The organism is Sphingomonas sp. KRR8 (genome assembly GCF_023559245.1).
Taxonomy (GTDB): Bacteria; Pseudomonadota; Alphaproteobacteria; order Sphingomonadales; family Sphingomonadaceae; genus Sphingomicrobium.
The window spans coordinates 2,580,132-2,593,261 of record NZ_CP097462.1 but is presented as its reverse complement, the minus strand read 5'-3'; the positions used below and the strand labels follow the sequence as shown (position 1 = coordinate 2,593,261).

The following is a 13,130-nucleotide window of genomic DNA, read 5'->3' as shown; positions in this document are numbered from 1 at the left end:
ACGAAGCGGGATCGCTGCCCGCTACAGCCCTTGAGCAGCAATCTCCTTCAGCTGCTCCTGCACCCTTCTGACCTCCTCGTAGGAGAGATCGTCTCCCGGCGAGCTCGTCACGGCGGGGGCTTCAAGCTTCTTCCTCACTGGTCGGTTCTTCAGCCGATCTCGTACTCGCCTTGTCATCTCGAGGAACTCGGTATCCCGCGAGGCGACTTTGGCTAGCTCGCGATCGTTGCCGGCCGGCGACAAGACGGCAAGAATTTCGGCGTCTCGATACGGCAGCGGCCCGTCACAACGACGTTCCAGCTCCACGGCCCAGTCGTCGATTCTCTTTTGGTGGCGCTGCTGCAGATACTCCTGCACGAGTGGATCGAGGTCGAGAATGGTGACCTCTTCCAGCCTGGGATCGTGGCGATCGGCAACAATCTGGAAGGGACCTGTCCTTCCGGTCAGCTGATTGTCACCTGCCGCTGCTCGTCGGCAGACGCGCAGGTCTGGGAGGTCATCCAGGGTTCGAAGAGCACGTCGGACCCGCAGCGCCTTCATTTCTTCGGGCGATCGTTGGCGCGGAGCGGGCACGGTCACGACCTCTGCTTCGCCGGTGAGTCCCGTCCCAGCGTCGACCTGCGTCGTCGGAGACTGGGGCACAGGAGCCTCAGCATCATAGATGACCGCGATGCCGAGAGCTTCAGCGCGCTGTGCCGCCAAGGTGATGAAGGCAGCTGGCCCCACCAGCCTCAACGTTCCCCACCTTTCCGCCGCAAGCGCAAGAGCCTCATCGACTGCGGCAACCTCGTCGGCGGCATGGACGATGATGAAGGCACGGTGGTCGGTGAAGAGCGTGCGACCATCTCGATCGACATACTCCGTGTGGTAGCGGTGAGCCTGCCTCCCGGATCGATCCGCCAGCTGCGTGCTGAACTCCTCACCTCCCGAGAGAGGAAGAATCAAGGACGGGGAACTGACTGGCGTTAGCAAGGCAGGCTCACCAGACTGCCGCCACTGATCCTCGTTCATGCGCTGACGCGTGCACCGGCTGATGGCCTCGGCGAAGGCCTTCTGGATGGCCTTGGTCGCGGTGAGCCCTTCCTGCTGCACGAGCGGCGCCAGCAGCTTCCGCTTGTTCGCAGGCATCTCGGCGACACGCGCCTTTAACCAGGCATCAACTGCATCGACTTCTTGGTCGCGCCTCTGACGAAGGTGGTCGAGCTGGTCCTGCACGCTGACCTTGTAAGCCTCATAGCTAGTATTCACCCGGGTCAGGTCGCGTTCGAACGGGCCGAGCCGCTTCTCCAGCTCCGGACGCGAAAGGCTGGAGTGGACTTCGGAAGCCTTGGCTGATTGCGTCTCGACGGCGATCCGAGCACCGCTTCCGGCCTTGTCATACGTTGCGTCTAGGGCCTTCAAGCGCTCGTGCAGGTCCGCCCAGCTGGACGCCTCTGCTGCCGCCTGGGCGAGGGCTCCGCGCGCGTCCTGAATAAGGGAAGGCAAACGCGTCCGCTTCTTGCCGAGAGCCTCCCACCACTTGGAGACAAACGTCCCATCAGCGTGGCGGACGAGGGCACCAGTCTCTACGTCGAAGATGGCACCCTCTTCAGCGCGGTAAAGGGCGTTAGGTTCGCGGATCCGATCCTGCCTCTCCTCGATGAGAGCAAGTCCCTGATGCAGATCGTCGATCAGCCAGTCGGTTCCTGCGGCTGAAGCCGTCGTAGGATCGACACGCAGGACCGCCAGGTGAAGATGCGGGTTCCTGGTGTTGGAGTGCTCGGCCCAGATTGTCTGGCATCGTTCGAGACGGAGAATGCCCAACATGATCGTGATTGCTTCTTCGCGCTGCTGCGGCGACCACGTTTCGCCTTCGTGAAGGCTCAGAATGATATGAACGACGTGGTTCTTGACGGTCGTCGCGCCTACCGCCGTGGCCAGCATCTCGGCCTGCCACTCGGCCAGATCACGGCCAAGCAGGTTTAGCTTGCCCGACGCCTCGACTTTCTCGCCCGGCTCGATGCCAGCATGCCGGACCGCAAGGGCGTAGTCAGTAATCGACAGGACATTCTCAGCCGCCACTGCAGCAAGTGCGTGCGGATCGGCGTCCACGACGTACCGGGTCAGCGCCAGGACTGAACTCTGCAGCCGGGCGACCCGCTGCTCGGTCGAGGGACGCTGATGCCGGTTCATCCTGATGATCTTGCCGATCATCAGACGAGCCTGTGCCGAACTGCCTTGGCAAGGACCGGGATCAACTCGCGGAGCGTCGCGTTCAGCTCGCCGCATTCCTCTCTTGCCTGAACAAGACCATGAATCTGGATCAAGCGGCGGAGCGCCGCGAGACCAACGTTTGAGACGACTGGCCTGCCCCGCAGGAGGAAGCGAATGTACTCGGACCTGTTCATCAGACTGGCCTCCGCAGCCCGGTCCAGTTCGCCTACTTCAACCCGCGGCAGGCGGAAGGTAACCTCCACCATGCTGGCGCTGTCGTCCTCAGAATTCTTCTTCAACTACTCTCTCCAATGCGAGAAGGTTCTCCGCCGAGCATCACGGCCGTATACGCGGCCCATCCTGCTCATTTTTTCATAAGTGGTTTGCCGGCGAGCGAAGCGGCAGCCGGCCTGCGGTTTGCCGGCGAGCGAAGCGGCAGCCGGCCTGCGGTTTGCCGGCGAGCGAAGCGGCAGCCGGCCTGCGGTTTGCCGGCGAGCGAAGCGGCAGCCGGCCTGCGGTTTGCCGGCGAGCGAAGCGGCAGCCGGCCTGCGGTTTGCCGGCGAGCGAAGCGGCAAAGGTGCGGTCAGGTCATCCGGCAGGTGGCCGAGCCATCCTCGACGCGCTCTCCGGCAGAGCTGCCGTCCAGCGGGCTCTGCAGCGGCGAGCAGGTAAGTGTAGCTGAAGCAGCGATCGGGGTGACAAAGTTCCCGATACGAAACCCACGAGACTAGCTTCTCACATCCGTGAGGCCGGCCAGCAAGATCAGAAACGTCCAGCCTACGAACGACCGGCAGCCGATGGCACAAGGTTTGTGCCTCCTCAGCCCACAACCGCCCTTGCGTGACTTGAGCAACGGGGCATGACGACTTGAGCGAGGCTGCCGCTAGAATATCGGACAACTTGGTGCCGCGCACCCTGCGATGCTCGACCCAAGTTAGCCAGAAGTCGCACGCTTCGACGCCGGCAGGGTGGCCACCACTCCTCGCCTGACCTGCTGCCGGCCGCACCGAACGGCGCGCGTCATTGACACCAATGTTTGCCGGGCAGGTAAGCGGCAAGAGTAAGGCCAGCCTTGAGCTTGATTGTGGCACTGTGACATGGGCCAGCGCGAGATTGCGCACAGCTTCAATCAAGATGCTGCTTCCAGCCTAACAGGCAGCAAAGACCCGGCAAACCTACCGAAGTGTTGCCGCTCAGAACCTCTCGAGCAAAGTGACGAGGAAGCACCTTCGCGCCGGTGGGTAGCGGGCTCTGCAAGCAAGAGAGTAGCCGATGAGGTGTGTCACGGAGGCCGGTGGGTACGAAGCTCCATTCCATCAGCGAAGCGCCGCCAAATGCGCCAGCGCAGGCATCAAGAAGCCTGCGAGTGCGGCCCACGTCAGCAAGGAAAGCCGGATTAGGTGATGATCCCCTCCCCCGCAGCACGTCATGTCTGGTCGCGTCAGCATCCCCGTCTTGAGGACGATTGCCATAGAAGCTGTGTCGAACATGCTCGTCGACAAGCAGAACGCGCAAGCTTACACAATAACAAAATATGCAAACATCGTCAAACATGCTCAACAGCGATCAATTCCGATCAAGTTCCGTCAAACGAAAGTATGCATGACGGTACTCTTTGCCTGACTTCGCCTGCGAAATACATCTTCTGACGGAGGTAGATCATGACGTCTGAAGAAAAGTGGCGGAGGCGGGCTGACGGATTGTTGGCTGCTGCTATTCGCAAGAAGCGTAGCCTTAACACAATCACAGGGAAGGTCGACGACCGTTTCCAGGAAATCCTGGCGGCTCGGCAGCGTGGCATGGCTTGGAAGGACATCGCGGCGGCAATCGAGGATGGCACCACGATCAAGGCCGATGCTGTCGAAAGCGCATTCAAGCGCATCTGCGAGGAGCGTAATGTCAATCCGCCTGGTAAAGGTGCCCGCAACTCGGCTTCGCGGGTCACCTGCTCAAACACCAAGACGATCGATAAGCCCAGCTTGTCCACTCTGGAGGTGAACAAGGGTGCGGCCGTGGACAACGATGACTCGGCTCCGAACGCCGGAGAAAACTCGAAGGGGGCTGACCTTTTCGGCAGCCGCTGGGTGGACGATGGTGAATGATACGAAGGGCTCTATTGTGAGCCACCGCCTCCCCGGCCTGTTTAAGGCTTGTGAGAGCCAGCCGATCGCTGAGGCCAGATGGCCCAACACCATCTACATCGTCACTACCAAGAAGGGAGGCGCTGGCAAGACCGAGACGACTGAGTGCCTCGAAGCTCTCAGCACGATGTCTGGCAAGCGGTGTCTGCTCGTCGACGTCGATGATGGCAACAGGGGGTTGGGACGCCGGGTCGGTCTGGATCGGGTGATCAAGGTATCGTGGGACGCACCCGTGAGCAATGCGCCCCATTGGGTTACGAAGCATGCACCGGCAGCCGACACCATGATCTTCGATCTCGGCGCCGGGATCGATAGTTCCGATCTGCCAATCACCGCATACCTCAGCTCAATCTGGCGCATGCTCGCAAATGGTGGTGCGCGAGTCATCATCTGCGCAGTTGTGTCGACCAACGCGCCAACCTCGAACTATATTGAGCGGCTCGGGAAGCGCTTCGAGACCTTGGGAGAGCTTCTGGTCGTCTGCAACAATCAGGACGGCTCGCAGGAATATCCTGCGGAGTTGGCAGATCTCGGCATGACGAAGGTTCACCTCGGGCAGGTTCCGAGTGGAATTCAGGCCGTTCGCCTGAGCCGTCGCGAGCTGTTGAGCACGGTCATCCAGAATCCAAGCGTTGGCTTCACTCTCGCCAGCGCTTGCATGGCGCAGCGCCTCCTGAAGTTCGCTCAGCAGAGCTTCTTCAAGGACTTCGTGACTATCGATGCGCTCGACAAGCTGGGCAGCATCTCGTCCGCTGCTCCTCGCCAGTGCGCCTACACCATCCTGAAGCGCGCGCAGGCTACTGACATGGCCATCAAGGAGAACGCGCGTCTGGCGGCTAGCATGAGCTCGCTTCTCGCTCCTGATCTCGACGATCAAGCGATCCTCGCTGCCGCCAAGTCGTACAGGTCTCAGTATCTTAGGTATCGCGAGGCGGCGATTACCACTTCGTAGTAGAGTGTTAACCATGGGGCATCAGGGCATTCCTTGAAGGGGATGCTCTCAGATGCGGCCGAAGTTCGTGAGTCAGTACAAAATCCACAAAGTTGAAGTGAATGAAAAGGCGGCAATGAGATCATTCCACCTAATCTTCGTTCGCGAGGCGGTCGATTGCGGCTGGGCAAAGGTGAAAGGCAGAGCCGCAAAGATCGAAAAGCGCCAGCAGGAGCGACTAGCTCACATCGAGGCTGCGGCTAGCGAGTTGCATGCGCCGGTCGCGTCAGCTTGCGAAGCCTACCTGCTCTCTAGTCGCACCAAGGTAGAAAGCAGGTCCCTGCCCGAGCTCCTTGATGACATCAAGGTGGCTGCCGGGAAGGCAGCGGATGCCATCGACATACTGGCTGCACAGCTTCTCCGTCAGTACCTCGAGTTGGAGGAGAGAGATGTGAAGAGCATGGATGCCACCCGTTACTTCTTGTTGCACTCTCTTGGCTTCGCACTGAATGCATCGTTCATCGACATCGTGAAATCTGACGTTTTCAGCGAGTTTGTATCGCCCGGACCAGTCATCCGAGCTTCAGGTGTGGAGCTGGAGCACGGCTTGGCTGGCTTGCGCTGGCTCTCCAGGGCGGCCGATAAACGGCTCAAGGAATACCGGTCGGAGTCCCTGCCTACGTCACTGGGGAATGCCCCAGTCGTCACGCCGAGGCTGGGTGATTATGCGAACCGCGAGGAGGATGATTTCATCAGCGACCTTGCCGTTCTGTTCGACTCCCATGTCGGTAAGGTCACCTGTCATCGTGGCAATCGTGCGAGCCATGGTACGCCGTCGGGCTTTGTGCGATTCGTGAATCGGATCTTTGACGAAGTCAAAGTGATTGCGGGTGCACGTGGAATTTCTATGCCCAAGCAAGAACGATCACCAGACAAGATCCATGCTGCTCTAAAGCGCACTGGCACGGCAGCTCATCTCTCAGCACGCTGCGGTGCGGTTTAAGCCGCGCAAGAAGTTAATCCCGCTGCGTCGAATGAAGTCCTCCAAACTCTTACTTGCCATTCATCACCACAAGGGGGAGGAAAGAATGGCATCTGTTCCAAAGTTCATCACGATCAAGACCGTGGCTGGGATCGCCAATGTCAGCCCGTCGACGGCAAGGCGTTACGCCAAGCGGGAGGATTTCCCGAAACCTCGCTACATCAGCCCCTCGCGGCCGATGTGGATCATGGACGAGGTCTTGGCCTGGTTCATGAACCGCCCGCACACCCGCATCTGGTAAGGCTCTGCATTAGAACGCCACCAACTCGACAGTTGGTGGCGTTCTTTTTTGTGCCTCGTGCGCACTAACTCGTTGATGTGCCCGTCACACTTTCCGCCTTCGCCGACCCTCTAAGAGCCTCGCCGCCGGGGGTGCATTCACCAACAACTTACCGGCCCAAATCTTTGACAGCTCGCGCCTCCGCTCAATGAAGCCAGCACGATTGTACTTGAGCTCACTGGCCGAGATACCGACCGGAAGATGCGCAAGCATGAGGTCAATGACCATGCGATCTTTATCTCGACCGTTGCTTAGCGCCCACTCATTCATAATCGTTGAGAAGGTGCTCCGCCAACCGTGAGGAACATGGCGGCCGCGGAAACCTTCTCGGAGGTAGAGGTAGCTAAGCGCGTTCTCGCTCATCGGGTCCTTGGTCGACCTAGCTCCCGGAAAAACGTAGTCGCTCCCGCTGTTCAGTGCGTAGCTCGCCCTGAGAACGTCGACAGCTTCACTTACGAGCGGCACCGGGTGGTCGAACTCGTCACTGGCCTGCAACGACAGCTCCTGCTTCATCTTCGCAGCTGGTACCCACCAGATGGCCTCGGGACATTCATCGACGCCCTCAAAGTCGATGTGGTGCAGTTCCTCCCAACGCATCCACCGGATCATGCCTGGTCTCTGCGCTGTGATGCTGAGGTAACGAGATGCAAGCTTGATCGTTGGCGTGACTTCGGCTTCGTCGGACGCCTGAAGCACCTTTCTTGCGTCCTCGATCTTCTTTACAGCTGGCCAACGCTTTCCGGCTGGCTTCGCTTGCAGTGCTTTGTTGAGGGTCGCCGCCGGGTCGTTCATCGAACGGCCGGCCGCGATACCGTAGACGAAGATGGCCGAGATCCGCTGACGGAGCCGATGAGCCGTCTCGACAGCTCCTCTGCCCTGCACCTTCTTTAAGATTGCGAGCACGATCGGCGAGTTGATGATCCCCACTGACAAGGGGCCAAGGTCGGGAAAAACGTCCCGTTCAAGGCTATGCAGAACGTCATCGGCGTGAACGCTGGTCCAACGCGGCTTCTGATCCTTGAACCAGTCACGCGCCAGCGTCTCGAAAGTGTCGGAAGCGGCGACGCTTGCCCTGAGGGCACGGGCGGCCGCTTCTACGCCCGGATCGATGCCATCGGCAAGTAGGCGCTTGTCCTCATCCCGGAGCGCTCGGGCTTCCTTAAGTCCGATCAGGGGATAGGCGCCGTACAGCCGCTGGCGTTCCTTGCCCGCGAACCTGTACTTCAGGCGCCAGGACTTGTGGCCTGTCGGCGAGACAAACAGGAAGAGGCCGCCACTATCGAACAGCTTCTGTGGTTTCGACTTCGGCTTGGCGCCTTTGCACTGAGCATCGTTAAGCAATTTCATCCCCCCTGCAACTTTTCACTTAGTCACAGGAGAGAACTTCAGGACATCCGTCGGTCACAGTTGCACATGTATGCTTAGAGGAGGTCGCTCTTGCCCCAGATTGGCCCGTTCAATCTCTGAATCACTGCTGCCGCTCGGAAAGCTGCGATGCCCCCAAAAATGGGCGTCAGTCCCCCCAACGATGCCCCTCAGTCGATGACCACAAACGATCACGGATTGTGAGGTTTGACCAAGCATTTGCGCCTGAGCCCCTGACGAACAGAGGCGAGTGGCCATAGATGGACCGACCTACATCGGGTAAGTGGCGGAGAGGGTGGGATTCGAACCCACGGTACGGTTGCCCGCACGCCGCATTTCGAGTGCGGTGCTTTCGACCACTCAGCCACCTCTCCGCAGATCAAAAGAAAGCGCTGCCCAGTGGGTCGCGGGCGGGCCTCTAGCAACAGCTTGCGCCCTTGCCTAGCCCGCAGGCCAGCTAGGAAACAGGCTGCCCTTCTTTCACCTTCACTCCATGTCCTCACTCATCATCGGCGCTTCCGGCGGCATCGGCGCCGGCCTCGCCTCCGTGTTGCGCACCAAGGGGCCGGTTAAGACCCTGTCACGCGCAGCCGGCGAGATCGATCTCTCCGATCAGGCCAGCATTGCCGACTCGGCGGCGCGACTGCGCGCGGAAGCACCATTTACGCGAATCATTGTCGCGACCGGCTTGCTGCACGGTGATGGCGTCGCTCCCGAACGCTCCTTGCGCGAACTCGACGCCGAGCGGCTGGCCCACAGCTTCGCCGTCAACGCCATCGGCCCGGCCCTGTGCGCCCGCTTCTTCCTGCCCCTGCTCCGCGACGACGGCCGCTTCGCCGCTCTTTCGGCGCGGGTCGGAAGCATCTCGGACAATCGGCTAGGCGGCTGGTACGGCTATCGCGCGTCGAAGGCCGCGCTGAACCAGCTCATCCGCACCGCCGCCATTGAGCTTGCCCGCACCCGACCGCAGGCCGTCTGCGTCACCCTCCACCCAGGCACAGTGGACACGGACATGAGCCGTCCTTTCCAGCGCGGCGTCAGCCCCGAACGCCTGTTCACCCCGCGTGAGTCCGCCGAGCGGCTCGTCGCTGTCCTTGACGCGCTGAAACCGGAGGACAGCGGCCACTGCTTCGACTGGGCCGGCGCGCCCATTCCCTTCTAGCGCTTGTGCTGCGCGCTTCCTCCACTAGATTGCAGCCATGACGCCCGTCGAACGTTCCCTGGTCATGACTGTCGATCCTTCAGCCCCGGCGGTGGCTCGCGCCCGCTTCGGCATTGGCGAGGTGGTGCGGCATCGCCTGCTCGACTTCCGTGGCGTGATCTTCGACGTCGATCCCGTCTTCGCCAACAGCGAGGAATGGTATGAGGCCATCCCGGCCGAGATCAGGCCGCCCAAGAACCAGCCCTTCTATCATCTGCTCGCCGAAAATGCGGAAAGCAGTTACGTCGCCTACGTCAGCCAGCAGAACCTCATCCCGGACGACGAGGATGAGCCGATCGATCATCCCGCCATCGACGGTCTGTTCGACGGCTTCGAGCCGGGCCGCTACCGGCTCAAGCCGGAGCACCGCCACTAGACTCCCTGCAGTGTGACGCCATTGTTGCAGCGCAGCAACATGACCGGCCATTAGCGCGTCGCTAGTCACCCAAAGGCTTGTCATCGCAGCGAATTCGGCATTCGTTACTTCCGAAGCTCCGCCAGAGCTCGGGGGATTACCAATGACCGCATTCACCAAGGCCTTTCTTCTCGCGTCCTTGAGCAGCGTCGCCGTCGCGACCGCCGCCGGCGCGCAATCGACCAACCAGACCTCGCCCGCCGCGCAGGACGCCACCGGCGCCACGCAAGCTAATGACCAGCGGCCCGCCGGCGACCAGACGATCATCGTCACCGGTACACGCACGGCCAACCGCACGGTCGCGAACAGCCCGGTGCCGGTCGACGTCATCGGGTCTGACGCCATCATTCACACCGGCCAGACCGAAACCAACCGGATTCTCAATCAGCTGGTCCCCTCGTTCAACTTTCCCCAGCCGTCGATTGCCGACGGTTCCGACTCGCTCCGCCCAGCGACCCTGCGCGGCCTCGCCCCCGACCAGACGCTGGTGCTGGTGAACGGCAAGCGCCGTCACGTGGCCGCGCTGCTCAACATCAACGGCACCATCGGCCGCGGCAGCGCGGCGGTGGACCTGAACCTCATCCCGGGCATCGCCATCAGCCGCGTCGAGGTGCTGCGTGATGGCGCCGCGGCCCAATATGGCTCCGACGCCATCGCCGGCGTCATCAACATCCAGCTCAAGAGCGCCAATCATGGTGGTCGCGCCAGCCTGACCTACGGAGAATATTGGACCACGCTGAAGGACGTCGCCAACGTCACCAGCCTGCAGTCCAGCGCCGGCCAACCCGTGCTCGACACGGACCCGCGCTATTTCCTTGCCAATACGAATGGCGACCGGACCGCGCATGACGGCACCCAGGCGACGCTCGCCGCCAACCTCGGCCTGCCGCTGGGCAGCCGCGGGTTCGTCAACGTCTCAGGTGAGGTGCGCGTCCGCGATCGCACCAACCGCGCCGGCTATGATCTCCGCCCCAACTTCAATCGCGTCGGCACCGGCCCGTTCGACTCGCGCGAGCTGACCTTCAACCGGCTCCAGTTCCGCTTCGGTGACCCCGACACCACCGACTACACCTTGTTCGTCAACTCCGGCTACGACATCACGCCGGACTGGCAGCTCTATGCGTTCGGCTCCTACGGTCACCGCAACGCCACCAGCGCGGCCAACTGGCGGCAGCAGTCGGCCACCGCCAACCGCGACTTCTCGACCCTGACGCCGGCCACCGCGCCGACCTCGGCCAATTTCGTGCCGCTGACCGACATCGGCTTCCTGCCACTGATCGCGACCAAGCTTCGGGATTATTCGGCGATCGGCGGCCTGCGCGGCAAGCTGGCCGGGTTCAAGGCCGACTTCTCGATCGGTCGCGGCTTCGACAAGTTCGATTATGACGTGAACAACACGCTGAACACGTCCTACGGCCCGGCCAGCCCGCGCAACTTCGATGCCGGCGGGCTTCGCTACGGCCAGTGGCTGGTCAACGCCGACTTCAGCCAGGACTTCAGCGTCGGCTTCGCCAAGCCGCTGACCCTGGCCTTCGGTGCCGAGCACCGCCGCGAGCGCTTCCAGATCCGCCCCGGCCAGCTCGAGTCCTACGCGGTCGGCCCGCTGTTCCGCGCCGCCTTTGCGACCACGTCCGCCAATTGCGCAACGCAGGGCGGTGTCTACGACACGACCACCGGTGTCTGCAGCTTCCCGGGCCGGCAGGCTCCCGCCGGCGCGCAAGGCTTCCCCGGCATTCCCGCGAGCAGCGCCACGGACGCCAAGCGGCACAGCTGGGCGGCTTATGCCGAGGTCGACACCGACCCGCTGCCGAACGTCACCACCACCATCGCTGGCCGGTTCGAGCATTTCTCCGACTTCGGCTCGACCGTGAACGGCAAGTTCGCCGCGCGCTGGGAGTTCATCCCCCACTATGCGATCCGTGGAGCCATCTCGAACGGCTTCCGTGCGCCGTCGCTGCACCAGCAGTACTTCACCACCACCTCGACCAACTTCATCGGGGGCGTTCCGGTCGACATCGCCACGCTGTCGGTCGGCGCACCGGCCGCTGTCGCGCTGGGCGCCAAGCCGCTCAAGCCTGAAAAGTCGGTCAACCTGAGCTTCGGTGCCACTGCCAACCCCTTCCGCGGCCTGACGCTCACCGCCGATTATTACCACATCAAGATCAAGGACCGGATCGTCCTCACCGAGACGCTGGGCAACGGCGGCACCGGCAACACCGCCACGGTGCAGAGCCAGGTCACCACCCTCCTCCAGACCCTCGGCTTCCCGACGGTCGCCGCTGCCCGCTTCTTTGTGAACGGCATCGACACCACCACCAAGGGCATCGACCTGGTGGGCGCCTACAACTGGCGGATGGGCGATTTCGGCAAGTGGACGGTGACCGCCGCCTACAACCGTAACAAGACCAGCATCGACAAGCGTCTGGCCGCGCCCGGTGCGCTGGCGCAGATTCCGAACATCGTGCTGTTCGGCCGGGTCGAGGGACTTCGCTTCACCGAGGGGCAGCCCAAGGACAAGATCGTGCTCAGCGCCGATGGCGATCTCGGTCCGGTCGGCATCACCGCCCGCACCACCCGCTACGGCCGAGTGGTCTCGCCCGGTTCCGCCAACCCGATCAGCGATCCCACCAGCCTCACCGCCTTCGGGCCCGACGACATCTTCCTTGGCCGCAAGTGGGTGACGGATGCCGAAATCCGCTGGAAGCCCGGCAAGGGCGGCAAGGGCGTGGAGTTCGCGCTTGGCGCCAACAACCTGTTCGACGTCTATCCGGACCGCTCGCCGTTCGGGCTGCGGCCGGCCAGCGTGACGGGTTCCTACCCGGCGAACCAGGAGTATATCCCTTACTCCATCTTCTCGCCGTTCGGCTTCAATGGCCGGTTCGTCTACGCCCGGGTGTCGGCCGACTTCTAAAGCGTCGTTCGGGAGGGCCGGCGCGGTTGACACCCGCCCGGCCCTCCCTTAGGCGGCACGCTTTCCGCGCGAGGGGTTTCCCTTGGGCTTCACGGCGCGCGGAAGCGAGATTCGAGACAGAAAAGAGAAGAGCCAATGTTCGCAATCGTGCGCACGGGCGGCAAGCAATATCGCGTCGCCCCCGGAGACAAGATCGTCGTCGAGAAGCTGGACGGCAATGCCGGTGACAGCATCACCCTCTCCGATGTGCTGCTCGCCGGTGACGGCTCTGACCTCAAGAGCGTCGATGGCCTGACCGTCGCCGCCGAGATCGTGGCCCAGGCCAAGGGTGAGAAGGTCGTCGTCTTCAAGAAGCGCCGCCGTCACAATTATCGCCGCAAGAAGGGCCATCGTCAGCAGCACACCATCCTGCGCATCACCGCGGTGGGCGACCAGAAGGCTGAGAAGAGCGCGCCGAAGAAGGCCGCGGCTGCTCCGACCGCTGCCGCTCCAGCCACTGGTGCCGGGGAAGCCACTCCGGCCAAGGCGCCGCGCAAGTCCAAGGCCGCCAGCAACCCGGCGCCCGAAGATGCAGTGAGCAACGAGGGCGTCGCTCCGGCCGACGCGGGCACCGAGGCGACGCATGAAGTGTCGACTCAGGATGCTGCACCT

10 protein-coding genes, 1 tRNA gene and 1 pseudogene are annotated in these 13,130 nt (G+C 62.3%); 8 read left to right on the top strand and 4 right to left on the bottom strand.

Annotation, left to right across the window (positions count from 1 at the left end):
- Window positions 1-21 precede the first annotated feature (21 nt).
- Both M8312_RS13135 and M8312_RS13130 read right to left on the bottom strand, forming a co-directional pair.
- Window positions 22-2,193 carry a relaxase/mobilization nuclease domain-containing protein gene (locus M8312_RS13135; protein ID WP_250118129.1) on the bottom strand — a complete coding sequence of 724 codons (2,172 nt, stop codon included), beginning with the start codon at window positions 2,191-2,193 and terminating at the stop codon, window positions 22-24.
- Entirely contained in the window at window positions 2,193-2,459 is a 267-nt protein-coding gene (locus tag M8312_RS13130; protein WP_250118128.1) for a hypothetical protein, read from the bottom strand. Before M8312_RS13130 ends, M8312_RS13135 begins: the two co-directional genes overlap by 1 nt.
- A 1,395-nt stretch (window positions 2,460-3,854) precedes the next feature.
- Here M8312_RS13130 and M8312_RS13125 point away from each other — a divergent pair.
- From M8312_RS13125 to M8312_RS13110, 4 genes are all read left to right on the top strand, one after another.
- Window positions 3,855-4,295, top strand: coding sequence for a hypothetical protein (locus M8312_RS13125; protein WP_250118127.1), 441 nt, complete (start codon window positions 3,855-3,857; stop codon window positions 4,293-4,295).
- The gene (locus tag M8312_RS13120) at window positions 4,285-5,286 is read left to right on the top strand and encodes a hypothetical protein (protein ID WP_250118126.1); all 1,002 of its coding nucleotides are present in this window, start codon (window positions 4,285-4,287) and stop codon (window positions 5,284-5,286) included. The genes M8312_RS13125 and M8312_RS13120 overlap by 11 nt, the downstream gene beginning before the upstream one ends.
- Before the next feature lie 52 nt (window positions 5,287-5,338).
- Window positions 5,339-6,268, top strand: coding sequence for a hypothetical protein (locus M8312_RS13115; RefSeq protein WP_250118125.1), 930 nt, complete (start codon window positions 5,339-5,341; stop codon window positions 6,266-6,268).
- An 85-nt stretch (window positions 6,269-6,353) separates the two neighbouring features.
- Complete coding sequence (locus M8312_RS13110; RefSeq protein ID WP_250118124.1) at window positions 6,354-6,548, top strand: helix-turn-helix transcriptional regulator; 195 nt, start codon at window positions 6,354-6,356, stop codon at window positions 6,546-6,548.
- A gap of 84 nt (window positions 6,549-6,632) precedes the next feature.
- Here M8312_RS13110 and M8312_RS13105 read toward each other — a convergent pair whose 3' ends face one another.
- A complete protein-coding gene (locus M8312_RS13105; protein ID WP_250118123.1) occupies window positions 6,633-7,934 on the bottom strand; it encodes a tyrosine-type recombinase/integrase in 1,302 nt (433 codons plus the stop codon).
- Window positions 7,935-8,236: 302 nt separating this feature from the next.
- Window positions 8,237-8,326 (bottom strand) — tRNA-Ser (locus M8312_RS13100).
- Between the two features lie 119 nt (window positions 8,327-8,445).
- Here M8312_RS13100 and M8312_RS13095 point away from each other — a divergent pair.
- The 4 genes and pseudogenes from M8312_RS13095 to rplU all read left to right on the top strand — a co-directional run.
- Window positions 8,446-9,114 (top strand): SDR family NAD(P)-dependent oxidoreductase, encoded by a 669-nt coding sequence (locus tag M8312_RS13095; protein WP_250118122.1) that lies wholly within the window; start codon window positions 8,446-8,448, stop codon window positions 9,112-9,114.
- Between the two features lie 64 nt (window positions 9,115-9,178).
- Window positions 9,179-9,529 (top strand): heat shock protein HspQ, encoded by a 351-nt coding sequence (hspQ, locus tag M8312_RS13090; RefSeq protein ID WP_250118121.1) that lies wholly within the window; start codon window positions 9,179-9,181, stop codon window positions 9,527-9,529.
- A gap of 142 nt (window positions 9,530-9,671) precedes the next feature.
- Window positions 9,672-12,479 carry a TonB-dependent receptor plug domain-containing protein gene (locus M8312_RS13085; RefSeq protein WP_250118120.1) on the top strand — a complete coding sequence of 936 codons (2,808 nt, stop codon included), beginning with the start codon at window positions 9,672-9,674 and terminating at the stop codon, window positions 12,477-12,479.
- Between the two features lie 135 nt (window positions 12,480-12,614).
- A pseudogene (gene rplU / locus M8312_RS14530) lies at window positions 12,615-12,974 on the top strand (50S ribosomal protein L21); the annotation flags it as partial.
- Window positions 12,975-13,130: the final 156 nt, after the last annotated feature.